This window comes from Mesobacillus jeotgali (assembly GCF_002874535.1).
GTDB classification, from domain to species: domain Bacteria; phylum Bacillota; class Bacilli; order Bacillales; family Cytobacillaceae; genus Mesobacillus; species Mesobacillus jeotgali.
In genome coordinates this window covers 1,474,135-1,498,315 of sequence record NZ_CP025025.1, presented here as the reverse complement: position 1 = coordinate 1,498,315, position 24,181 = coordinate 1,474,135, and the positions used below count along the sequence as shown (strand labels likewise).

The following is a 24,181-nucleotide window of genomic DNA, read 5'->3' as shown; positions in this document are numbered from 1 at the left end:
AAAACGAAATAGAAGGGGAGTCCCCTTCTATTTCTTAGTACCATATTACAATTTTATTTGTCCAGCGAGAGATTTTCCATTGCTGGATTAATTTATTCAATCGCGAAGATAAAGGCGTATAATGGCTGTTCTCCATTATGGACTTCAACTTCCACATCGCCGTAATTGCTTTCAACAAACTCGACGATTGAATCGACATCTTCATCAGAAGCGTCTTCACCTTTTAGGATCGTCAGGATCTCAGAGTCTTCATCAAGCATTTGATCCAATAGGTCCTTGGCCGCCTTAACTTTATCCTGATCCTTCAGGATGATCTTCCCATCGGCAAGACCCATGAAATCACCTGTTGAAATTTCAAGACCGTCAATACTTGTATCACGGACAGCATACGTCAGCTGGCCTGTTTTCACATGTTGCATGGCTTCAGTCATCGCTTCTTTGTTGTCACCAGCTTCAGCTGATGGGTTGAAGGATAGCAACGCTGTCATTCCCTGAGGAACAGTCTTTGAAGGAATGACTACCACTTCTTCCTCCGCTACCTCAGCAGCCTGCTCAGCAGCCATGATGATGTTTTTATTGTTCGGCAGGATGATGATCTTGCGCGCATTCACTTCTTTAATCGCCTTAATGATATCCTCTGTGCTAGGATTCATTGTCTGGCCGCCTTCGATCACCGCGTTGGCACCTATGCTGCGGAAAAGCTCAGCGATTCCGGAACCCATTGAGACAGCGACGATGCCGTACTCACGTTTTTCCTTCTTTGGCTCAGCCTGTGTTCGAAGAGGAGTAGTCGGTTCGCCGACAATATCAGTGTGCTGCTGGCGCATGTTTTCAATCTTCATATTGATCAGGTTTCCGTATCTTTGTCCATAAGTCAGAACCTCTCCAGGCTGTTCTGAGTGAATATGTACCTTTACAACCTCTTCATCTGAAATGACGAGAAGAGAATCTCCATATTTGCTCAAGTCCTGGCGGAAATTTTCCTCAGAAAATGCTTCTTTCCCTTCAAGCCTAACCATGAATTCAGTACAATAGCCGAATTCGATATCCTCAGTATTCATGTGGCTCTGGACGCTCTTATGATGCTCAGCGCTGACAAGCTCATTCATGTTCGGCATTGCAGATGGGGAATCAGGAAGCTTTTCGCCCTTCAATTCTGCAAGGAATCCTTCATAAACGAAAACAAGACCCTGTCCGCCACTATCGACTACTCCTACTTCCTTTAGGACTGGCAGCAAGTCAGGCGTGCGGTTTAATGATTCCTTCGCTTCTTTCAGCACTTCTTCCATCAAACCAATAAGGCTTTCATGGTTCTTGGCAACTGCTACAGCATGCTTCGCAGCATCCTTTGCTACTGTTAAAATCGTGCCTTCCACAGGTTTCATGACAGCCTTATAAGCTGTTTCAACACCTGCATTCAACGCAGCGGCAAACTCTTCAGAGTTCACAGTTGGCTTACTTTCGATTGCTTTTGCAAAACCACGGAATAACTGGGAAAGGATAACACCGGAGTTTCCTCTTGCTCCCATCAGCAGGCCCTTAGCAAGCGCGGACCCAACCTTCCCGATATGCTCCTGTACATTGTTCTTTACTTCCTTTGCTCCGGAAGTCATGGATAAATTCATATTTGTTCCCGTATCACCATCAGGAACAGGGAAGACGTTCAGAGCGTCGACATATTTGGCATTGGCCGCCAAATGGTTGGCGCCCTGGATGACCATCTCCGCAAAACGTTTTCCGTCTAGAACATTAATAGACACAAATCTTCCTCCTCTTACGGGTTCGTTACACGAACTCCCTGAACGTAAATATTGACCGAGTCAGCAGCCAGCCCTACAGTTTTATCAAGGGTGTATTTTACCTTTGACTGGACATTGTGGGCAACCTCGGAAATTTTCGTCCCATAGCTCACAATAATATACATATCGATATGTACTTCTTCATTTTCCTGGCGAACGATAACTCCGCGAGTGAAATTCTCCCTGCGCAAAATATCTGTCAATCCGTCCTTGATCTGATTCTTTGAAGCCATCCCGACAATACCATAACAATCGACTGCTGCACCGCCCGCGATCGTTGCAATGACGTCATTTGATATATCAATTTGTCCGTACTTCGTTTTTAGCTCGATGGACATGATTCGTTCCCCCTTTGGAAAAATAGCGTAATGCTACAGTTATTTTACTATAAACCAATCAATTTTTAAAGTTATTCTGCCCTTCCCTTTATTATTCAGCAAGAATCTCAACTATATGTCAAGGTTTTTTTCTTTATAGCTTTCACCAGAACTATTGCAAATGGGAAATTTCTATGATAAATTATTAAAGTATGTCAGAGAAAAGGTTATCCTGTTAAATCGCAGTTCTGACGATATGCAAATAATTGCAGCAAAAAATAGTTTCAGCTTTTGTCAGTTAGGAGGGAAATCATATGCCACGTAAATGTGTAGTAACTGGTAAATCAACTCGTTCTGGTAACGCACGCTCTCACGCAATGAACGCTAACAAGCGTACATGGGGTGCTAACCTTCAAAAAGTACGTATTCTTGTAGACGGTAAGCCTAAGCGTGTTTGGGTATCTGCAAGAGCTCTAAGATCAGGTAAAGTTGAACGCGTATAATTAAAAAAAGTTGCAGACCTTCTGCCTGGCTCCAGTGGCCGGCAGGAAACTGCACGGCATCCAATGAGGGTGCCTTTTTTATTTTTAACGTGTTTTTCAATTCGTCCTCATGCTCATTCTTCCCAATTCGCTGCAAAATAATAGCACCCCGTTTCCAGGGTGCCAAAGAGTTTTCATATACTTTCCTGCTTGCTTATTCTTTGTTATCGGTTCTAATCCTTTTTAAATGCACCTAACATTGCCCGTACGAGGCCACCTAAAAACTTAGGTAGTTTGATTGTATAGAATCTCATACCGTCCCTCCTCACCATCTCTCGCAAACCAGTCTTCTTTCTGCATCCGTATAGTATATTCGCGGTTATGCAAAAATTGCTCCTTACATGTGAATCCGTGAATTCAATTTCATGAGTAGAGCTCTGCAAGAAGACCTTCAATCCTTGCTCCTTACAACTAATAATATGCCTTCAGAAAATGAAAAAGTACCATGACCTCTAATAAGTTCATTACTAATACATAGTGTCGATCCCATAGGAATATGACAGTCATTTAATGGGTATTTAAAATTTTCTAGCGTCATGCCAGAGACTGCTGGTGTTACAGGGAGGAAGGAGACATACTTAAATTCATCGAGCCTGCTGACAGTGTAGGTGCCTGGACCTTTGATATACAGGATATTTTTTTTGTCAATTATTTCGATATGGATGGAAGATCCGTCCTGAAGGGGCTTGACCAGCAGCTGAATATTTGCCATTAGATGGTCCAGCCTTCCTCCAGTTGCGCCAAACACTTTTATGTATTCTGGTTCCTGCTCAAGAGCCCAGTTTAAAGCTAGTTCCATATCTGTCTCATCTTTTTCAGGCTTGAATTTATTAAGGTCTGAAACAGCTACTTCAATCTCTCTCAACTCTTCTTCTGAAACGGAATCAAAATCCCCAAAAGCTGCTGATGGCTTGATAGCAGACTTCAATAAATAAAAAACACCTCTATCAATTCCAATCCAGATAACGTCGGTTCCTTCATACAAGCGGAAATCAGGTATCAGGTTTGACGGTCCTCCTGCTACTAAGTGTATTTTCATAAAAAAACATTCTCCTTTTTGACCTATTAAAGAAATGGAATTGTCAGAAATCAATAAGTTAAATAAAGCCAGCCGCATGTGACGGCTGGCCTTATTTTATGGTCTTAAGCTTGCAATAGCAGCTCCTCTGTCTTCTTTATTAAAGACTGCTGAACCTGCAACAAGTACGTTCGCTCCTGCTTCAATACAAAGCTTCGCTGTCTCTTCGTTAACTCCGCCATCGACTTCGATTTCGAGTTCCGGATTCAGTGAATCTGCAAGCTCTTTTACATGCCTGATTTTTGGAAGTACCGAAGAGATGAATTTTTGGCCGCCAAAGCCTGGATTAACTGACATAAGCAGTACCATATCTATATCCTCGATGATATGCTTCAGACTTTCAACCGGAGTAGCTGGATTCAGGACAACCCCTGCCTTAACACCAGTGGATTTAATTAGCTGGATCGTCCTGTGCAGATGCCTGCTTGCTTCCACATGGACTGTGATGTAATCCGCTCCGGCCTTTGCGAAAGCTTCAATATATTGATCAGGATTTTCGATCATCAGGTGGACATCAAGCGGAAGTTCCGTTACTGGCCTGATTGCCTCGACAATCAGTGGGCCAATCGTAATATTCGGCACAAAATGCCCATCCATTACATCCACATGAATATAATCAGCTCCGCCTCTCTCGACGTCCTTGATTTCTTCCCCCAGGCGGGCAAAGTCAGCTGATAAGATTGAAGGCGCTATTTTCACCATGTTTCAGTACCTCGGCTTTCTATCTTTGATTTCTAACAAAAAGTCCTTATAATGCGAATATCTGTATTCAGGGAGAATTTCAGACTCGACTGCCGCTTTGACTGCACACTTAGGTTCAGCCATATGGAGGCATCCCCGGAATTTGCAATCCTCGCTGATTTCCGAAATGTCCGGGAAGCATGCATTCAACTCTTCGGCCTCGATTTCGGTAAATTCCAGAGAACTGAAACCAGGTGTGTCGGCAACGAGCCCATTATTGATTGTAATCAGCTCAACATGTCTTGTCGTATGCTTGCCCCTGCCCAAGTGCGAAGATATATCATCGGTTTTCAATTCCAGATCTGGACGGATCGCATTAAGGAGTGATGACTTCCCGACTCCGGATTGTCCGGCAAATACTGAGATCTTCCCCTCAATATGGGGCTTTAACTTTTCCAGACCCTCTGAAGTTTCAGACGATGTAAAAATAACCTCATAGCCTGCTTTCCGATAATCGTTTGCGTATTCCTCAAGTCGGGACTTTTGTTCTTCATTAGTTAAATCCATTTTAGTAATGCAGATGAGTGGCTCGATATGGTTATATTCTACAAGAACCAAAAACCGGTCGAGCAGGGCTGAGCTGAAGCCGGGTTCTACAGCTGAAAAAACAAGGATCGCCTGGTCTACATTTGCGATTGGAGGCCTTACAAGCTCGTTCTTCCGGTCTTTGACTTCCAGGATATAGCCTTCTGTGTCATTCTCAGCCTGGAAAACGACCTCGTCACCTACAAGTGGTGTTATCTTGTTTTTCCGGAAAACACCTCGTCCGCGGCATTGGACAACTCCATCCTCATTGGCAACATAATAAAAACCGCTCAGCGCCTTGATAATTTTGCCCTCAGGCATAGCAACACTCCCTGTCTGTTAGTCTTCTGGATAATCAATGGTGCCACTATCAAAGATTTCTCCATCCCGCATAATTCTATATTCACCCTTTTTACCAGGCTCAATTAGAAAATCAAGAATGATAAGTTCGTCCTCTGTGATTTCAAGAGTGTCTACAGGAGTTTCGCCAGAATGGTTTAGATCAGTCATGTAGATCTTGATTTCCTGTGGGACTCCTTCTTCTTTAGGCTGATAAGGGACGGTAATTTCACGTGATACTTCTTTCGGGACAAGTTCTTTCCCTTTTGATATGACAACACTTACCTTACTGCCTGGTTTCAACTCAGTTCCTGCTTCAGGTTTTTGGGAAATGACCGATCCGGCTTGCACCGTATCATGAAACGCCTCAGTTTTCTCAATGACCAGGCCAGTGGTTTCTTCATATACATCGAGGTTACCTTGGTTGTATCCTTTTAAATCACGCAACGTCACCAATTCAGGTCCCTTGCTAACCGTAAACTCCAAAGTTGTCTCCTCTGGGATGACGGATTCACCGCCAGATGGATTTTGCTCAATGATGGTACCCGCTTCACTATCGTCATGCTCTTCGGTTTTTTTGATATCCTTGAAACCTTTACCTTCCAGCAGCGCGTAGACATCGTCGTAATTCCTGCCGGTATAATCCGATAATTCCATAGCTTCTTTGCCTGTACTGATGTATAAGTCGATTTCGTTGCCTTCTTTTATCATCTTTCCTGCTTTAGGATTAGTGCGGATAACATTACCTTCTTCGACTTCTTCATCACTTATTTCCTTTTTATCCCCAATAAAAAACCCAGCGGACATGAGTTCAGCGACTGCTTCTTCTACTTCCATGCCACTTACATCAGGCACTTCCTTTTCCTTCGGCCCGAATATGTCAGGACCCATTGTCACCATTACTATTCCTGCAGTCAGGATCAGCAAAAACAAAACCGTCATGATAATTGGCCATTTCTTTTTCTTCTTTTTCTCAGGCTTTCCATTTGGTTCCTGTGCGGCAGGAGCATCTTTCCGTACGATTGTTTCATCAAGATTATGATAAGGTCGGTCATTCGTTATGATTGGTATCGCTTTTGTTGCTTCATCGTCTTCCGGTATGACGAACTTTCCTTCATTCAAACGCTTAGAGTCAAGCGCTGTCCGCAAATCATCTTCCATTTCATCGACATTATCATAGCGATGGAACGGATCCTTCGCAGTCGCCTTGAGGACGATATTCTCAACGCTTTGAGGAATTTGCGGATTCCACCTTTTTAAGGAAGGAGTCTCGGACTGTAAATGCTTCAGGGCAATGGAAACAGCGGATTCACCTGAAAACGGCAGCCTGCCGGTGAGCAATTCGAACATGACAATCCCAATCGAATAAATATCCGATTTCTTATTTGCCATGCCGCCTCTTGCTTGTTCAGGAGAAAGATAATGAACAGATCCCAGCACTGAATTCGTTTGAGTAATACTGGTCGCACTCAAAGCCATCGCAATCCCGAAATCGGTAATTTTAACTGTACCGCTGCTGTCGATCAGGATATTGTGTGGCTTGATATCCCGGTGGACAATATGGTTATGGTGGGCATTTGAAATTGCCGAAGTAAGCTGCTTCATGATGTCCAGGGCTTCTTCAACCGGAACAGGTGCATGTTGCTGTATGTACTGTTTCAACGTCTGTCCATCGACATATTCCATCACAATATAGTATAGCCCGTCCTCTTCACCGACATCATAAATACTGACGATATTTGGATGAGCAAGGCTTGTTGCGGATTGCGCTTCTCTATGGAACCTGCGGATGAATTCATCATCATTGGCAAAATCAAGACGAAGCATCTTGACCGCTACATCCCTGTCGAGAATCATATCATGGGCAAGGTAGACATTCGCCATGCCACCGCCGCCAATCATATCCTTGATTTTATAACGCCCGCTGATTCTTTTTCCGATAATCATATTCTTCACCTGCCCTCGTTGAATTCCTGGTATTCGACGATAGCAAGAGTAATATTATCTTCGCCGCCATATTGGTTTGCCCTTTTGATAAATTCCTCCGCCTTATCTTCAAGGGACATTTCTTTGTTAGTTATGACACTTTCCATTTCTTCCTGGCTTACTTTATTGGAAAGGCCATCTGAACAAAGCAGCAATACATCTTCCTCTTCAAAGATGATTGTTTTCACGTCCATTTCAACCGACTCTTCAGTTCCGAGCGCTCTTAAAAGGACATTTTTCCGCGGATGATGTTCTGCATCTTCCCTGGAAATTTGTCCAGAACGAACAAGTTCGTTAACAAGAGAGTGATCTTCAGTTAACTGTTTGAATCCCGTTTCGTTTAATAAGTAACAACGGCTGTCACCTATGTTTACGATGGTAGCGAACAGATTCGTACAAATGGCTGCGACGATTGTCGTCCCCATGCCTTCACATTCGGTGTTTTTCATAGAGTGATCGAATATTTCCTTGTTAACTTGCAATACCGCTTCTTCCATCCATTTTTCTGCTTCTTCTGCTGTATGTATCTGTGTTGATTTTTCCCAAAGCTCTTTTAAATGATTAGTTGTCATTTCACTGGCAACATCTCCCGCACGGTGGCCGCCCATGCCATCTGCTACGATGGCAAGGCGCTGACCGTGAGGATTAACAAAAATGCCGCCATTGTCTTCATTATGCAGGCGGACTTTTCCCCTGTCTGTCATGAAAACAGCTTTCATCTTGTCACCTCGTCTCTTCTTTTCTTTCTTTCGCCCGAAGTTGTCCGCAAGCTGCTTCAATGTCATGCCCTTGTTCTCTTCTGATTGTCACATTCACTCCGCGGTCGCGAAGAGCACGTTCAAACTTGAAGATTTGGCTCTTTGGTGTTCTTACGTAATCACGTTCAGGTACATAGTTGACCGGAATCAAATTGATATGGCATTTCAAACCTTTAACCAGTTGTGCAAGCTCTTCAGCATGCTCCACCTGATCATTTACACCCCCGAACAGACCGTATTCAAAGCTGATTCTTCTTCCTGTCTTGTTCACATAGTAACGGACTGCGTCCATTAAATCAGGAAGTTTGTATGCGCGGTTAATCGGCATCAACCTGCTGCGCAATTCATTATTTGGAGCATGCAGGGAAATCGCAAAGTTTATTTGCATATTTTCATCCGCAAATTGATAGATCTTAGGGATGATCCCGCTTGTAGATACGGTAATATGGCGTGCACCAATATTCATGCCTTTTTCATGGTTCATAATTTTCAAGAATGAAAGCATATGGTCATAGTTATCAAACGGTTCGCCGATACCCATGATTACAATCGAGCTTACTCTTTCATCTGTCTCATCAAGTGCCTGTTGTACTTTTACGACCTGGGCCACGATTTCTCCTGCTTCCAGGTTCCTCTTTAAACCGCCAAGAGTTGAAGCACAAAAAGTACAGCCGATCCTGCAGCCAACCTGTGTTGTTACACAGACAGAGTTTCCGTACTCATGCCGCATAAGTACGGTTTCAATGGACTTGCCATCATGCATCTCGAATAAGAACTTGATCGTTCCATCTGATGATGTCTGCTGAATAATTGTATCGAGTGTTGTCAATACAAAATGCTCTTCAAGCTTGTCCCTTAAAGCTTTTGATAAGTTGGACATGTCTTCAAAGGAAACGGCTCTTTTTTTATAAAGCCAGTCATATATTTGCTCTGCCCGGAATGGTTTTTCTCCTTGTTCCTTCAGCCAGTCCTTCAGTTCTTCAAGCTGAAGTGAATAAATGGACTTTTTTGCTGTATCCTTGGTTTCTTCTTTTCTAGTTGTGTTTTCTTGTTCCATGTTATTCCACCTTCTTTCTTAAACAAGCAATATAAAACCCATCAGAGCCAAAGTCCTGCGGAAAAATCTGCACATCATAGCCATTGATCAATGGTTTGATTGCGACTGGCATTCTTTCTGCAAATGCTGTATCTCCTTCGAATTCCGGATGCTCGCGTAAAAATTTTTCGATTACTTCCTGATTTTCTTCACGGTCAACCGTGCATGTACTATATACCAGTGTACCACCAGCCTTCAAGAGCGGGGCGACTGATTCGAGCAGGCTAAGCTGTATGGTTTGCAGCTGTGTTAAATCCTGTTCTTTCTTAGTATACTTCATATCTGGCTTTCGTCTCATTACTCCAAGACCAGAGCACGGAGCATCGAGCAAAACCCTGTCAATTGACTCTTTTTCAAGTTGATCGGCAGCCTGGCGGCTGTCCATTTTTTGAGCTTCGATGTTTTCGAGTCCCAGGCGCCCAGCATTCTCGGAGATGAGCTTCACCTTGTGCTCATGGAGGTCGAGTGAAATCACCTTTCCGCTATTGCCCAGCTTTTCAGCGATATGAGTAGTTTTCCCTCCTGGTGCAGCACATGCATCAAGAATAACTTCTTCTTCTTTAATGCCTAGTGCGTGGGCAACCAGCATGGAACTCTCATCCTGGATCGTCAACAACCCATACTTGAAAGCTTTGGATGAAGCCAAATTGCCTCTTAGACACTTTATTGCTTCTGGCAGGATTGGACTCGGCTCTACTTCAAAACCTTCTTCCTCCAAAAGCTCGAGGCAATCATCACGAGAGATTCTCGTCAAATTGACTCTACCTGTCTGCAGCGGTGCAGTTAAATTCACTTCACACATTTCCCGTGTCTTTTCCTCACCGAATTGGTTTACCCACCTTCTTACAAGCCACAATGGATGGCTGGTCTCAATCGATATTCTTTCCGCAGGGTCCGTAATGGAATCAAGTGAAGGCAATCCGTTCCTCTGGATGCTCCTGAGCACACCATTCACAAGACTGGCAATGCCTTTATGTCCCCTGCGTTTTGCGATTTCCACCGCTTCAAAAATTGCCGCTCTTTCCGGAATTTTATCTAAGTAAACCATCTGGTAAACTGTCATGCGAAGCAGATTGATAACCCAGCTTTGAAGCTTCTTGTTTTTCTCAATAAAAGGCTTTAGGTAAAAGTCAATGGTCATTTTGCGCTGGAGCGTGCCGTATACCAATTCTGTCAGCAAACCTACGTCAATTGGGTTGATTTCATTTTTTTCAATTGCATTATTCAAGAGCAGGTTGCTGTATGCCTGGTTCTTTTCTATTGTTTCGAGAAGCTGCAATGCAGTATCCCTGACATTCTTCTTTTTACTCATGGATGTCTCCTAACTTTACGCCTGGCTGTAAGTTAGCCCCTGCACCCAGCAAGAATTGCTTCGCATCCATCTTTTTCTTGCCTGCTGGCTGAAGCTCTGTGATTTTTATTGCCGTATCATCAGCAGTTGCGACAACAAAACCATCTTCCTCAATATTGACAATTGTACCAGGCTGGTCACTTCCCGTATAGTTTGCCTTACTGGCGCTCCATACCTTCATTACTGTTCCATCCATTGTCGTATAGGCAACAGGCCAAGGATTCATGCCGCGGATATGGTTATAAATATCGTCGCCAGTTCTATTCCAATCGATTTTTTCCTGTTCACGTTTGATGTTCCAGGCAAATGTAGCTTCTTCATTGTTTTGTGGAACAGGAGTGATTTCTCCTTTTAACAGCTTTGGAAGCGTATCTGACAAGAGGTCTGCTCCAGCTGCGCTCATTTTATCATGCAATGTTCCAACTGTATCTGTTTCACTAATTGGTACTTCCACTTGAGTCAGGATATCGCCAGCGTCCAGCTTTTCAACCATATACATGATAGTTATTCCCGTTTTTTCTTTTCCTTCAATGATGGCATAGTGAATTGGTGCCCCGCCGCGAAGCTCTGGCAGAAGGGATGCATGGACATTGATGCAGCCATACTTCGGAGCCTCGAGGAGTTGATTTGGCAAGATTTGTCCAAACGCAGCAGTGACAATTAAATCCGGATTGAGTGCCAGGATTTTATCCAGCTCTTCCTGTTGGCGGATTTTCTCTGGCTGATAAATTGGGATGCCATGTTTCAACGCTTCTGATTTTACCGGAGGCGGTGTCAAGACCCTTTTTCTGCCAACTGGGCGGTCGGGCTGGGTAACAACTCCTATGACATCATAGCCCTCGTCGACCAATCTTCTCAAAACCGGGACAGAAAAGTCCGGAGTCCCCATAAATACAATTTTTGTCATTCCTGGTTCAACTCCTCTAACTCAGCTTCTTCGATATATCTAGACACCTTAGTGGTGAATAACACACCGTGCAGATGGTCAATCTCATGCAGGATCGCTCTTGCCAAAAACTCCTCTGCATCTATTTCAAAGCTTTTCCCTTTGCGATCCTGTGCCTTTATCTTCACATAATTGGGGCGAGTGACCTCTCCGTATAACCCCGGGAAGCTTAAGCATCCTTCAGGCCCAGTCTGCTCACCGCGAGTTTCGAGAATCACGGGGTTGATCATTTCAATCGTACCGTGCTCATCATCAATATCGACAATCGCAATCTGCTTCTTTATATCTATCTGAGGGGCGGCCAGGCCGACACCATCAAATTCAATCATTGTATCATACATGTCATCCAGCAGCTTTGCCAGTTTTTTATCGAAAGCTGTGACCTTATCGCATTCCTGTTCCAAAATGTCTGCTGGGTAATTAACTATTTTTCTTACTGCCAAAATAAATCCTCCAATAAATCCATTTAAATATTAGTATTAGCTTGTTCAATCAGCTTTTACCGTAAACTTTAATGTTTCCATAAAAATGCCCATTACATCAGGATGTAAGGGTTAAGATCGACAGAAATCTGTAATCCTCCTGCTCCCATTTCCTGCTGGTAATGATCCAGTATGGCTTTTAGGGCATTGCTGAGTTCTGGTTCCTTTTTGTATTTTATCAGACATTGATAACGATATCTATCGTTGATGCGAGGTATGGGTGATGCTACTGGACCCAGAACGACTGCCTCATTCGAAAGCCTGGATGAGATGAATTTTGCTATTTTTTCTGTGACGGAAACCACTTTCATCAATTCTTCATGGCTGACCGTCACAAGGGACAAGTAGTAAAACGGTGGATATTGATGAACCTTCCGTATCAGCATCTCCTGCTGATAGAACCGGTCATAATCCTGGGTTCCAGCTAACTCTACGCTATAATGCTCAGGTGTATAAGTCTGGATCACAACCTCACCGGGCAGCTTATGCCTTCCTGCCCTCCCGCTTACCTGCGTCAAAAGCTGGAATGTTTTTTCCGAAGACCGGAAATCGGGGAGGTTTAACATGGTGTCAGCTGAAAGGACCCCTACTAATGTAATGTTTGGAAAATCCAACCCTTTCGCGATCATTTGCGTTCCAAGTAATATGTCCGCCTGACCCTCCTGAAAAGCAGTCAGCAACTTTTCATGTGAGCCTTTCCTGCCCGTAGTATCGACATCCATCCTGATGATTCTCGCCTCAGGAATCAATTTTAACAATTCTTCCTCAACCTTTTGAGTCCCGGTCCCGAAATAGCGGATATGTTCACTATTACATTCAGGACAGATCGTGGGAACCCTGTCTTCATAACCGCAATAATGGCATTTCATCTGTTCATTATAACGATGGTATGTCAGCGTGATATCACAGTGCGGGCAATTCATCACATAGCCGCAATCCCGGCACATGACAAAAGAGGAGTGTCCCCGCTTATTCAAAAACAGGACAGTCTGCTCTTTTCTCTCAAGCCTGTCTTTTATTTTTCCAAAAAGCTTCACGGAAAACATTGAGCGGTTGCCTGTTCGCAGCTCTTCCCGCATATCAACGATTTCAACAGTCGGCAGCGCCTGGTTGTTCATCCGTTTTGGCAGCGACAGCAAAGTATATCTTCCTTTTTGCGCCCTGGCAAATGATTCGAGTGATGGTGTAGCGCTGCCGAGAACGACCGGACAAGCATAGGTTTTTGCCCGTTGGATCGCAACATCCCTGGCATGGTAGCGCGGATTTTCTTCCTGTTTGTAACTCGTCTCATGTTCTTCATCAATAATGATGATACCTATGTTCTCGAATGGAGCAAAAATGGCCGACCTTGCCCCCACCACTACTTTGACTTCCTTGCGCTGGATTTTCCGCCATTCATCATATTTCTCACCCGCAGAAAGGCCGCTATGCATAACAGCAACCAGATCGCCGAACCGCTCTTTGAAACGGGTGACCATTTGGGGAGTCAATGAGATTTCTGGTACAAGCACGATGGCTTCTTTTCCCTTGCTCAGTACCTCCTGGATCGACTGTAAATAGATTTCAGTCTTGCCACTGCCTGTCACTCCATATAATAAGAAGACTTCATGAAGTTCTTTTTCAATAGAAGATAGGATTGGACTAATAGCTTCTTCTTGCTCAGTTGTCAGTTCCAATGCTACTTTCCGTTCAAATTCCCGTTCTGAATAAGGGTCTCTGTATACCTCCATCTCATCTACATTCACGATCCCTTTCTTGGCTAGTGATTGAACCGATGCCTGGGAGATTCCGAGTGTCGAGAGAAGCAGTCTCTGTTCCACAGGCGCGGGATGCTCAAGAAAGAAATCAAGCACAGCCTGCTGCCCTGATGCCTGTGCTGAAAGGTTGCTTCTTGCTTCTTTCAGCTGTTCTGCACCAATGGCCGGATAAACATGCTTGAGCAGTTTTTTGCGCACCCGGTCCTTGACTTGATAGACAACCTCAACCCTGCCGGCCCCAGCTTCCTTTTGCAGCTGCTGGACAAGTCCCTTTGCCACTGCATCGTCCCATTTAAGCTCACTATTTTCTTTAAAAAGCTCCGAAAGATTTTCAGGCAGGTCACTTAATTCAACCCCTGTTGACAGCACAATCTTTTTTTCATATTTTGCTTTAAGTGCAGCAGGCAGCATTGCCTGGTAAGAGGAGATTTTATAGCTTAATGTATGCTCTGTCAGCCATTCTCCAAGCTGAAGAAGTTCCTCATTCAATACCGGAGTCAAATCAAGCGGTTCGATAATGGACCGCAGCTTGGAAAAATCGGACTGGTCTTTGAGTCCCGTGACAAAACCCTGGATTTTCCGAGGACCAAAAGGCACGATGACCCTTGTCCCAGGCTTGATGACATCTATGAACTTGTCCGGGATTTTATAGTCAAAAGTCTTGTCAGTCTGCTTGGCAGGCACATCGACAATAACGCTTGCTATATTCATTGGCTTTCATCCTTTTTTAGCAGCTGGGAGATTTCTGAAAGGATCCTGCGTGCGACATCAGTTTTGGCCATAAGCGGTAATTCTGTCTTACTGCCATCCCTTTTAAAAATGGTCACTATATTGGTATCCGTACCAAACCCTGCCCCTTCCTGCTTTACGTCATTGGCCACAATCATATCAGCGTTTTTCCTTATGAGTTTGCCTCTTGCGTGTTTTTCGACATCATTGGTTTCGGCAGCGAATCCTACAATAACCTGCGTCTCTTTTCTCTGACCAAGCTCAAAAAGAATATCCTTTGTCCGTTCAAGCTCGAGAGCCTCTTCGCCTTCTTTTTTCTTCATTTTCTCTTCATATATATATTTTGGGCGGTAATCTGCTACGGCCGCTGTACCAATCAGGACATTTGCTTCCCCGAAATGGTCCATGGCAGCACGGTACATTTCCTCGGCACTTTCGACCTTGACCAGTTCTGCTCCACTAGGCGGATCAAGGGAAACCGGTCCGGAAACCAGTATGACTCTCGCCCCCATTTTAACCGCTTCACCAGCAATGGCATAACCCATTTTTCCGGTTGAATGGTTGGTCAAAAACCGAACAGGATCGATTTTTTCCCGTGTCGGTCCGGCTGTAATCAAAACAGTCTTCCCTGAAAGTTCCCCGTCTTCTTTTTTGAAAAATTGGATTGCTCGCTCAACAATCGTTTCGGGTTCTTCCAGACGGCCCTTGCCTGTGTATCCACATGCTAAATACCCTTCTCCCGGTTCGATAAATTCATAGCCAAAGCTTTTGAGCGTTTCCATGTTTTTTGTTACTGCGGGATGTTGGTACATATGTACGTTCATCGCCGGGGCAACCCAAACTGGAGCAGTCGCGGCCAGCAGTGTTGTCGAAATCATATTGTCGGCAATTCCATTGGCAAGCTTGCCGATGATGTTGGCAGTAGCCGGTGCAACTATAATTAGATCAGCCCAATCAGCTAAATGGATATGTGCAATATTTTCAGGATTTTTTTCATCAAATGTATCTGTATAAACTTCACTTCTGGACAATGCCTGAAAAGTGAGCGGAGTAACGAATTTCGCTGCTGAGTCACTCAGGATAACTTTCACTTCAGCACCTGCCTGGGTCAACTTGCTTGTCAGCGCAGCACCTTTATAAACAGCAATCCCACCGGTTACGCATAATAAAATTTTTTTACCGTTCAGCATGACAGAGAACCCCCATTTTACAACAAACTATCATTATGATTGAACTATAACATTTTTTCACGGATTAAGCATGAAAAAGGCAAGGTTGATGCTTTTATATATATACATAGAAACACTGGGATGTCCTGAATGAATTTGTTCAGGGTTTTGGGCCACTTATGTATAAAGGATCATTCTATGTGACCTTTTTCCGTGCAAAACTCCTTTTTGGGCTTATAGAATTTTTCTATGTGACCTTTTTCCGTCCAAAACACCTTTTTGGACTTATAGAATGTTTCTATGTGACCTTTTTCCGTCCAAAACACCTTTTTGGGCTTATAGAATGTTTCTATGTGACCTTTTCCCGCGCAAAGCACCTTTTTGGACTTATAGAATGTTTCTATGTGACCTTTTTCCGTGCAAAACTCCTTTTTGGGCTTATAGAATTTTTCTATGTGACCTTTTTCCGTGCAAAACACCTTTTTGGACTTATAGAATGTTTCTATGTGACCTTTTTCCGCGCGAAACACCTTTTTGGGCTTATAGAAAACTACTATGTGCCATAAAAGGTATAAATAAAAAAATAACAACCCAATAAATAGGTTGTTATCGCGGTGTTATTCGTTGATATTTAACTCTTCATGGCTTCCTGCTGTCTTGAAGTGAAGCTTTTCTGCGTTGATTTCTTCAAGTGCCTTGCCGACGAATTTGTGTGAAACATACTTATCTAATTTGGCATCCATGTGAACCTGCATGCTGCGCGCGCGCTTTGCAGCAACCGATACCAGTGAATATTTTGAATCAATTTTAGTCATTAACGAGTCAATAGAAGGATTAAGCATTTATTCTACCTCCAGCATTTTTTTATAACGATGTTGAACGCGTTCCCTGCGGCAGTGTTCCGCTACAACGATTGACTTAACTCGATCGGCTGCGTTTTCAACATGATCGTTTTCAACCACATAATCATATAATTCCATCATTTCAAGTTCTTCTCTTGCAGCTTTCATCCTGCCTTTGATGATATCTTCCGTTTCAGTGCCTCGTGTCACGATCCGGTTTTCAAGCTCTGAAAGGCTGGGCGGTGCAAGGAAAATGAAAAGTCCCTCGGGGAATTTCTTCCTTACCTGGCTTGCTCCCTGAACTTCAATCTCAAGGAAAACATCCCTTCCCGCATCGAGCGTTTCGCGGACGTACTCAACTGGAGTTCCATAATAATTGCCAACAAACTCCGCATACTCGAGCAATTGGTCCTCTCTGATCATCTCTTCAAACTCTTCCCTTGTCTTGAAGAAATAATCCACTCCATTTTGCTCACCTTCACGCGGCAGCCTCGTTGTTGCGGACACGGAATATTCAAAAGCTGTATCGTGCTGGGAAAATAATTCTTTCCGGACGGTGCCTTTGCCAACTCCTGATGGTCCTGAAAGAACAATCAACAAACCTTTTTCCTGCATTAAATAGTCCTACCCTTCATCAATAATATCATCACGGTCATTCAGGCGGTGAGCTACCGTTTCCGGCTGTACCGCAGAGAGAATGACATGGTCGCTGTCCATGACAATGACAGCCCTCGTCCTTCTACCGTATGTAGCATCTATTAACGATCCTCGGTCGCGTGCATCCTGGATGATCCGTTTAATTGGAGCTGATTCAGGACTTACGATCGAAATGATCCTGTTAGCTGAAACAATATTGCCGAAGCCTATATTTATAAGCTTTATTGCCATGATGGTCCCCCAATCATCAGTTATTTATTTTGGCCTTTAAAGACCTTTTCTAAACGCTACTCTATATTTTGAACTTGTTCCTTAACCTTTTCCAGGAGGCTTTTCATTTCGACAACTTCCCTGGCAATTCTTGAATCATTCGCCTTGGAACCGATCGTGTTGACCTCGCGATTCATTTCCTGAAGCAGAAAATCAAGTTTCCTTCCAAGAGGCTCATTCGTCATCACTATAACTTTGAATTGACTTACATGGCTTTCAAGTCGGGAAATTTCTTCACTGATATCAGCTTTATCTGCAAAGAAGGCAACTTCGGTGAGGATTCTATCCTCATCTGTCTGGTTATCCATAAATTCAGCCATTTTCTTTTGAAGTCTCTCGCGGTACTGCTCTACAACATTAGACGCCAGCTTGTTCACGCTCGAAATGTTCTCTTTCAGCTGTTCGATATGCTGCAGTACATCCTTTTCAAGCGCTGACCCTTCCAGCCTGCGCATTTGGACCAGCTGGCTGCCAGCATCCTCAACGGCAGAAAGGACAAGAAGTTCAAGTTCTTCATTTTCCTCTTCTATTTCCTCAATATGGATGATTTCTTCCCTGCTGACAATGTCACGAAGCTCAATTTCTCCGGTTATGCTGTACCTGTTTTTGATTTCTGATATGTGATGGACTAAATCGTCCAGGGCTTTCCAGTCAATATGTACACTTCGGCTAACTATGCCTTCGCCCTCCAAAGTTACAAATACTTCGACTCTCCCTCTTTTTATGTGTTCGCCAAGTTTCTTCTTTATCTTTTCTTCCGTTTTCAGGAGCTGCCGGGGCATGCGAATATGGAATTCACAAAAACGGTGATTGACCGTTTTTACCTCGACTGTGACACTGAACCTCTCTGATTCAGCCCTGCTCCTTCCAAACCCAGTCATACTGACGACCATTTCAGACACATCCATTCTTTCTAAAAAGTCGAGTTTCCTGTAGACCCGTGGAACAGGCTTATTCATTTATGTAATCTTTAATACTTGTTTTTTCTCGCCCTCACCTCGAGAGGAAATCTCGAGCCCAGGAACATATTCATTTTCATAAAATCTTTAGAAGTAAGTGCAAGAAAGAATACGAAAAAAAAAGAAAGGCAATAGAGCCTTCTCTATTACCTAACGGATTATATCATATTTCTCTTTGTTTTTCTTGCAAAAAATGTTCCTGCAAGCAAAAATGTAGGAATTGCCGATAATCCAAGGATTAACAACCAGTCAACCGCCAGGATTGGAACAGTATGGAATATTGGCTGCAAGACAGGTGAATAAATAACCACAAGGACCATGAGCAACGATGAAATGACAGCCCAAACTAAATATTTGTTCTCAAACGGGTTGCGGGCAAAGATTGATTTTTCGCTTCGGCAGTCGAAGACATGGATCAGCTGTGCCATCACGAGTGTAGTAAACGCAATCGTCTGTGCATATACCAGGTCATCCGGATTTCTATTATAGACAATCATAAATGCGAACAAAGTCATTAATCCAATCAAGAAGCCTCTTGAAACAACTTTCCAGCCTAATCCCCGGGCAAATACCCCTTCTTTAGGATGGCGTGGCGCCCTTTTCATGACATCTTCCTCAGGCTGGTCCAGCCCTAATGCCATCGCAGGCAGACCATCTGTTACCAGGTTTACCCACAGTATTTGTATCGGCACTAGTGGCAGCGGCAAACCGATGATCATCGCGAAAAGCATGACTAATATCTCCCCGACATTGGAAGCCAGGAGGTATCTTATGAACTTCCTGATATTTTCATAGATGTTCCGGCCTTCTTTTATTGCTGCTTTAATAGTGGCAAAGTTATCATCCAGAAGTACGAGTGAAGAAGCTTCCTTCGCAACATCTGTACCTGCGATCCCCATTGCTACACCAATATCTGCCGCTTTAATCGCTGGGGCATCGTTTACGCCATCGCCAGTCATAGCGACGATATGCCCTCTGTTTTGCAGTGCCTTGACAATCTTTAGTTTATGTTCTGGCGATACTCGCGCAAAAACGGAGACATCATCGACGATATCTTCCAGCTCAGAAACGGACATCTCTGATAACGCTTTTCCATCCAATACTTTGCTGCCTTCTGTTAAAATACCTAACTGAATCGCAATCGCCTTTGCGGTAATGACGTGATCACCAGTAATCATCACCGTTTTAATACCTGCGTCACGGCATTCTTTTACAGCTGTCTTCACTTCAGGCCGCGGCGGGTCGATCATACCCTGCAATCCGATGAAAACCAAGTCTTTTTCGGCTTCATTTTCATGAAGGACTACAGTGTTTTGCGGAATCGGCTTGAAGGCAATTGCAATCGTTCTTAATGCGTTGCCAGCCAGCTCGTCAATCGCCCCCTGGACTTTAGAGGACAAATCTTTGGTCAGGCGCTGCTGCCTTTCGTTCCAAAGGATTGAATCACTTAATCCAATCAGGACATCCGGTGCACCTTTTACAACAGCGAATTTACGTCCCGTATTATCTTTCACAATCATGCTCATCATTTTTCGTTGGGAATCGAATGGGAACTCATTTACAACTTCAAACTGGTTGAGCAAATTCTCTCTTCTGTAGCCGGCTTTCATTGCGGCAACCAGCAGAGCACCTTCAGTAGGGTCACCATCAATTGCGTACTCACCATCTTTGTCAATCATTTCAGCGTGGTTGCATAGCATGCCAAATGTCAGCAGCTGCTGCAGTGATTTTTCATTTTGCGGGTCGACGCTTTTGTCATTATGAAAGAACAACCCTGTCGGTGAGTATCCTACACCGTCGACTGTCCAAGTTTTATTGCCGCTCCAAAGATGAGTGACCGTCATCTTATTTTGCGTCATCGTCCCTGTTTTGTCAGAACAAATGACAGACGCACAGCCAAGTGTCTCCACAGCCGGCAGTTTCCTTACAATCGCATTCTTCCTGATCATTCTCTGGACACCAAGTGACAATGCCACAGTTACAATTGCAGGAAGTCCTTCCGGAATGGCAGCAACTGCCAAGCTGACGCCCGCAAGGAACATCGTATATAAATCATGCCCCTGAAGCACCCCAATCCCTACTACCAATAGTGTTAAGAATAGAGCTGCTGTAATCAGGATTTTGCCCAACTGTTCCAGTCTGCGCTGCAACGGTGTTTCCTGTGTTTCGGCTGTCTGGAGCAAGTCAGCGATCTGGCCCATTGCTGTTTTCATTCCTGTAGCAACAACAACACCAGTTCCAGTACCCCTTGTGACCATCGTGCCCATAAACGCCATATTTTCCATATCACCAAGTCCCGGGTTAGGAATCCTCAACGGACTTGTGTTTTTTTGTACTGGGACTGACTCTCCCGTAAGCGCTGACTCTTCAACTTCAAGACTTCTGGATTCAATTAAGCGAATATCCGCACCAATCCTGTCCCCGCTTATAAATTTAAGGATATCTCCAGGCACGACTTCCTTCGACGGAATCTTGGTCCACTCTCCATCACGCAAAGCATGGACCTGCGGAGCAGAAAGTTCTTTCAGGGCATCAAGTGATTTTTCCGCCTTCCTTTCCTGGAAAAAACCTAAAATTCCATTTACAAGAACAATGGCTATGATGGCGATTGCATCGACCATTTCACCAAGAAGGCCTGATATCAAAGTTGCCGCAAGGAGCACCAGTACCATGAAATCCTTGAACTGGCTGAAGAATAATAGCAGAGCCGATTGTTTCTCCCCCTCGGCCAATGCATTATATCCATGCTGTTCACGTCTGCGTTTTACTTCCTTTTCTTCCAATCCTTCTGTAAAATCTGTTCTTAAGGCACTAGCTATTTCATTTTCATTCATCTCATGGAACTTCATGGGGCCATCACACTTCCTCCTTGTTTGTCCTACTCTAAAGAAAGCTTATTCAGCCCTGTCCAAAAAAATGATAAGATGTTTGTAGATATAAAAGCGGAAGCGCCTTGGTCAGCTCCGACAAGCGCTGGAGGGCCGACCAGTGAAGTCGCTCTTTGACTTCATTGGGCGGACCGAAGCGTCTCGAGGAGCTAGGCGCTGAAGCTGGACAGAGAAAAGCGGAGGCGACTGTCCAACTCCGACAAGCGCTGGAGGACCTGACAGTGAAGTCGTTCTTTGACTTCATTGGCAGGACCGAAGCGTCTCGAGGAGTTAGGAGCCGCAGCTGGACAATATAAAAGCGGAAGCGCCTTGGTCAGCTTCGACAAGGCTTCAGATAAATAGAAAAGGATGTATTTCATATGTCATTTGACGGATTGTTTACAAGAGCCATCACAAACGAACTTTCCTCCCTTCTTAAAGGGGGACGAATCAATAAAATTCACCAGCCTTACAAAAATGAAATTATCCTGGCTGTGAGGGCAAACGGAGTTAACCATAAGCTGCTATTGTCTGCTCACCCGAGCTATGCCAGAGTCCAAATCACAAATGAGCAGTATGATAACCCTAACGAACCACCAATGTTCTGCATGCTTCTGCGCAAGCACCTCGAAGGCTTCATAATAGAAGATATCAAACAGGCCGGACTTGATCGGATGATTATTTTTGAAGTAAAAGGAAGAAATGAAATCGGCGATATATCCTACAAACAGCTGATTGTTGAAATCATGGGTCGACACAGCAACATTATCATCGTCGATAAAAACAGGAACATGATTCTTGACAGCATCAAACATGTTTCATTTGCTGTGAATACTCACAGAGCAATCATGCCTGGGCAAGAGTATGTGTTGCCTCCCCAACAGGAGAAAATGGACCCGTTTGAGGCCCAAGAAGAGGATGTACTAAGAGTAATCGATTTTAATGCAGGCAAACTTGATAAGCAGCTAGTTTCAAATTTTGCTGGAGTTTCACCGATATTGGCCAGGGAAATAGTCTTTAAAGCTGGACTTGCAAACCGCACGACCCTTCCAAAGGCCTTCGTCTCCGTGATGAGTGAGTTCAGAGAACACCACTACCAACCTGCCATTACTAATGGTAGCAATAAAGAGGCATTTTACCTGATTCCGTTTGAACATTTGAAGGGTGAAACAAAATCCTTTGATTCTCTGAGCAGCCTGCTCGACCGTTATTATTTCGGCAAGGCGGAACGTGACCGCGTCAAGCAGCAGGGCAATGACCTAGAGCGTCTGATCGCTAATGAGAAAGAAAAGAATGAGAAGAAGATCTTAAAACTAGAAAAAACTCTTGAAGATGCACAAAAGGCTGAACAGTATCAATTATATGGAGAGCTGCTGACTGCTAACATCTTTATGATCGAAAAGGGCATGAAGGAAATTACCGTCGTTAATTATTATGACGAAGATGGTGCATCAATCACGATTCCGCTGGAGCCCAGGAAAACACCTTCGGAAAATGCCCAAAGATACTTTACAAAGTACCAAAAGGCGAAGAAATCCGTCAATATTGTAAAAGAACAAATTGAAATAGCCAGAGCCGAGGTTTCCTACTTCGATACTCTCCTGCAGCAGGTTGAAGCCGCTTCGCCAAAGGATATTGAGGAGATAAGGGAAGAGTTGATTGAGGGCGGATATATCCGCGCCCGTCAGAAAAAGGGAAATAAAAACAAGCAAAACTTAAAGCCGCTTCTTGAAAAATATCGCTCTTCCGATGATACAGAAATCTTAGTCGGGAAAAATAATAAGCAAAATGATTACTTAACAAACAAGGTAGCTGCACGCGATGAAATATGGCTCCACACAAAGGATATCCCGGGATCGCATGTAGTCATCCGCAGTAAAGAGCCATCTGAAGAAACGATTCTCGAAGCAGCACAGATGGCGGCCTACTTCAGCAAAGCACGGAATTCCAGCTCAGTTCCTGTTGACTTCACCAAAGTGCGTCATGTGAAGAAGCCAGCCGGGGCAAAGCCTGGATTCGTGATTTATGAACAACAGCAGACCGTATACGTCACGCCGGATGAAGATATGATTCTGAAATTGAAACAGTAACATCAAGAAACCCGCCTGGTCAATTCCACCGGCGGGTTTTGTTTTTAGCATATCTGTCATACTATGAAGCTATTGCCTCTTTCTTCTTTTTATATTGTTTAACCAAACCCATGATTGCAGGAATGAAGGCAGTAGAAGATACCATCAAAAGAGTAAGGAATAGGTTATTCTCTACCCAGGCAATATTCCCTAGTGAAAATCCTGCGGTTAGCCAAAACGCCGTCCAGACGCTTCCTCCAATAAGATTGTAGCTCAAAAATGTTCTGTACTCATATCCTGTGTAACCTGAGACAAACGGTACCGAGGTTCGCATGAGCGGGACAAACCTGGAGGCCGTAATGGCTATTTTTCCATAGTCAGACAGAAAATTTCTTGCTTTGCCAATCGATTTATCTGAAGTGATTCGATCTAGAAAATGATTATTGGATTGTAATTTTCCAAGCTGCTTGCCGATGAAGAAATTCTGGCTATCACCCAAAACAGTTGCAATCGCAAAGAGCATAAACAAGCTTTTAAAATCTAAATCTCCGGTAGCCGCCAGAGTACCGCTTGCGAAAACCATCGAATCCCCTGGCAAAAATGTAAGGATTACAAAAGCCGTTTTAAAATAAACAACCAAAAACAATAGTATATAAATGGCTGCCCCATATTCATCAATGTAGTAGTGGAGACTACTATCAATGTTTTTCAGCAGTTGAATGATTTCCTCCATTCAGTCCTCCATCCCCTCTACTAGTCGTACAGTAAACAACTGTCTACTTCTATTGAAACACATTAATTGGTTGCTTTGCCAACTGGTTGACTGTACTAATTGTATAAGATCTTATATTCTATTCTCTGCCTATGCAAAAAGCGTACCCTCTCACAAGGATACGCAAATG

Annotated in this window: 24 protein-coding genes; 4 read left to right on the top strand and 20 right to left on the bottom strand. The window is 43.9% G+C overall.

What is annotated here, in order from left to right; translation table 11 throughout:
• Positions 1 to 92: 92 nt before the first annotated feature.
• Together CD004_RS07340 and CD004_RS07335 are read right to left on the bottom strand one after the other, a co-directional pair.
• Positions 93 to 1,760 (bottom strand): DAK2 domain-containing protein, encoded by a 1,668-nt coding sequence (locus CD004_RS07340; protein ID WP_102262159.1) that lies wholly within the window; start codon positions 1,758 to 1,760, stop codon positions 93 to 95.
• Between the two features lie 14 nt (positions 1,761 to 1,774).
• Positions 1,775 to 2,137, bottom strand: coding sequence for an Asp23/Gls24 family envelope stress response protein (locus CD004_RS07335; RefSeq protein ID WP_023614933.1), 363 nt, complete (start codon positions 2,135 to 2,137; stop codon positions 1,775 to 1,777).
• Between the two features lie 293 nt (positions 2,138 to 2,430).
• Here CD004_RS07335 and rpmB point away from each other — a divergent pair, with 293 nt between their 5' ends.
• The gene (gene rpmB, locus CD004_RS07330; protein WP_023614934.1) at positions 2,431 to 2,619 is read left to right on the top strand and encodes a 50S ribosomal protein L28; all 189 of its coding nucleotides are present in this window, start codon (positions 2,431 to 2,433) and stop codon (positions 2,617 to 2,619) included.
• A 212-nt stretch (positions 2,620 to 2,831) separates the two neighbouring features.
• On the opposite strand, the gene spoVM is transcribed toward rpmB, so the two are convergent.
• The 12 genes from spoVM to coaBC form a co-directional block, all read right to left on the bottom strand.
• The gene (gene spoVM, locus CD004_RS07325) at positions 2,832 to 2,912 is read right to left on the bottom strand and encodes a stage V sporulation protein SpoVM (RefSeq protein ID WP_023614935.1); all 81 of its coding nucleotides are present in this window, start codon (positions 2,910 to 2,912) and stop codon (positions 2,832 to 2,834) included.
• Positions 2,913 to 3,049: 137 nt separating this feature from the next.
• Positions 3,050 to 3,697, bottom strand: a complete 648-nt coding sequence (locus tag CD004_RS07320) for a thiamine diphosphokinase (protein WP_102262158.1) — start codon at positions 3,695 to 3,697, stop codon at positions 3,050 to 3,052.
• 96 nt (positions 3,698 to 3,793) lie between these two features.
• Entirely contained in the window at positions 3,794 to 4,438 is a 645-nt protein-coding gene (gene rpe, locus CD004_RS07315; protein ID WP_102262157.1) for a ribulose-phosphate 3-epimerase, read from the bottom strand.
• Positions 4,439 to 4,441: 3 nt separating this feature from the next.
• A complete protein-coding gene (rsgA, locus tag CD004_RS07310) occupies positions 4,442 to 5,323 on the bottom strand; it encodes a ribosome small subunit-dependent GTPase A (RefSeq protein ID WP_102262156.1) in 882 nt (293 codons plus the stop codon).
• 18 nt (positions 5,324 to 5,341) lie between these two features.
• Positions 5,342 to 7,288, bottom strand: a complete 1,947-nt coding sequence (gene pknB / locus CD004_RS07305) for a Stk1 family PASTA domain-containing Ser/Thr kinase (protein WP_102262155.1) — start codon at positions 7,286 to 7,288, stop codon at positions 5,342 to 5,344.
• A 5-nt stretch (positions 7,289 to 7,293) separates the two neighbouring features.
• Positions 7,294 to 8,046, bottom strand: a complete 753-nt coding sequence (locus CD004_RS07300) for a Stp1/IreP family PP2C-type Ser/Thr phosphatase (protein ID WP_102262154.1) — start codon at positions 8,044 to 8,046, stop codon at positions 7,294 to 7,296.
• Positions 8,047 to 8,050: 4 nt separating this feature from the next.
• Positions 8,051 to 9,142, bottom strand: coding sequence for a dual-specificity RNA methyltransferase RlmN (gene rlmN / locus CD004_RS07295; protein ID WP_102262153.1), 1,092 nt, complete (start codon positions 9,140 to 9,142; stop codon positions 8,051 to 8,053).
• 1 nt (position 9,143) lies between these two features.
• Positions 9,144 to 10,493, bottom strand: coding sequence for a 16S rRNA (cytosine(967)-C(5))-methyltransferase RsmB (rsmB, locus tag CD004_RS07290; protein WP_102262152.1), 1,350 nt, complete (start codon positions 10,491 to 10,493; stop codon positions 9,144 to 9,146).
• Positions 10,486 to 11,439: a methionyl-tRNA formyltransferase gene (gene fmt, locus CD004_RS07285; protein WP_102262151.1), complete on the bottom strand. Its 954-nt coding sequence runs from the start codon at positions 11,437 to 11,439 to the stop codon at positions 10,486 to 10,488. Before fmt ends, rsmB begins: the two co-directional genes overlap by 8 nt.
• Entirely contained in the window at positions 11,436 to 11,921 is a 486-nt protein-coding gene (gene def / locus CD004_RS07280) for a peptide deformylase (RefSeq protein ID WP_102262150.1), read from the bottom strand. Before def ends, fmt begins: the two co-directional genes overlap by 4 nt.
• Before the next feature lie 92 nt (positions 11,922 to 12,013).
• The gene (gene priA, locus CD004_RS07275; RefSeq protein WP_102262149.1) at positions 12,014 to 14,428 is read right to left on the bottom strand and encodes a primosomal protein N'; all 2,415 of its coding nucleotides are present in this window, start codon (positions 14,426 to 14,428) and stop codon (positions 12,014 to 12,016) included.
• Positions 14,425 to 15,636 (bottom strand): bifunctional phosphopantothenoylcysteine decarboxylase/phosphopantothenate--cysteine ligase CoaBC, encoded by a 1,212-nt coding sequence (gene coaBC, locus CD004_RS07270; protein WP_102262148.1) that lies wholly within the window; start codon positions 15,634 to 15,636, stop codon positions 14,425 to 14,427. The genes priA and coaBC overlap by 4 nt, the downstream gene beginning before the upstream one ends.
• Positions 15,637 to 15,794: 158 nt before the next feature.
• Between coaBC and CD004_RS23710 the strand changes: the two genes are divergently transcribed.
• Entirely contained in the window at positions 15,795 to 16,181 is a 387-nt protein-coding gene (locus CD004_RS23710; protein WP_158651502.1) for a hypothetical protein, read from the top strand.
• Positions 16,182 to 16,232: 51 nt separating this feature from the next.
• Here CD004_RS23710 and rpoZ read toward each other — a convergent pair whose 3' ends face one another.
• The 5 genes from rpoZ to CD004_RS07240 all read right to left on the bottom strand — a co-directional run bounded on the left by rpoZ (position 16,233) and on the right by CD004_RS07240 (position 21,192).
• On the bottom strand, positions 16,233 to 16,457 hold the full coding sequence (gene rpoZ / locus CD004_RS07260) for a DNA-directed RNA polymerase subunit omega (RefSeq protein WP_041965989.1): 225 nt from the start codon (positions 16,455 to 16,457) through the stop codon (positions 16,233 to 16,235).
• Positions 16,458 to 17,072 (bottom strand): guanylate kinase, encoded by a 615-nt coding sequence (gene gmk / locus CD004_RS07255; protein WP_102262146.1) that lies wholly within the window; start codon positions 17,070 to 17,072, stop codon positions 16,458 to 16,460.
• A gap of 9 nt (positions 17,073 to 17,081) precedes the next feature.
• Entirely contained in the window at positions 17,082 to 17,345 is a 264-nt protein-coding gene (gene remA, locus CD004_RS07250) for an extracellular matrix/biofilm regulator RemA (RefSeq protein ID WP_023614949.1), read from the bottom strand.
• Positions 17,346 to 17,401: 56 nt separating this feature from the next.
• Entirely contained in the window at positions 17,402 to 18,277 is an 876-nt protein-coding gene (locus tag CD004_RS07245) for a YicC/YloC family endoribonuclease (RefSeq protein WP_102265025.1), read from the bottom strand.
• Between the two features lie 224 nt (positions 18,278 to 18,501).
• Positions 18,502 to 21,192 (bottom strand): calcium-translocating P-type ATPase, SERCA-type, encoded by a 2,691-nt coding sequence (locus CD004_RS07240; RefSeq protein ID WP_102262145.1) that lies wholly within the window; start codon positions 21,190 to 21,192, stop codon positions 18,502 to 18,504.
• Positions 21,193 to 21,344: 152 nt separating this feature from the next.
• On the opposite strand from CD004_RS07240, the gene CD004_RS07235 reads away from it, so the two are divergent.
• Positions 21,345 to 21,527: a hypothetical protein gene (locus CD004_RS07235; RefSeq protein WP_102262144.1), complete on the top strand. Its 183-nt coding sequence runs from the start codon at positions 21,345 to 21,347 to the stop codon at positions 21,525 to 21,527.
• A 63-nt stretch (positions 21,528 to 21,590) separates the two neighbouring features.
• Positions 21,591 to 23,300, top strand: a complete 1,710-nt coding sequence (locus CD004_RS07230) for an Rqc2 family fibronectin-binding protein (RefSeq protein ID WP_102262143.1) — start codon at positions 21,591 to 21,593, stop codon at positions 23,298 to 23,300.
• A 61-nt stretch (positions 23,301 to 23,361) separates the two neighbouring features.
• Here CD004_RS07230 and CD004_RS07225 read toward each other — a convergent pair whose 3' ends face one another.
• Complete coding sequence (locus CD004_RS07225) at positions 23,362 to 24,012, bottom strand: DedA family protein (RefSeq protein ID WP_102262142.1); 651 nt, start codon at positions 24,010 to 24,012, stop codon at positions 23,362 to 23,364.
• Positions 24,013 to 24,181: the final 169 nt, after the last annotated feature.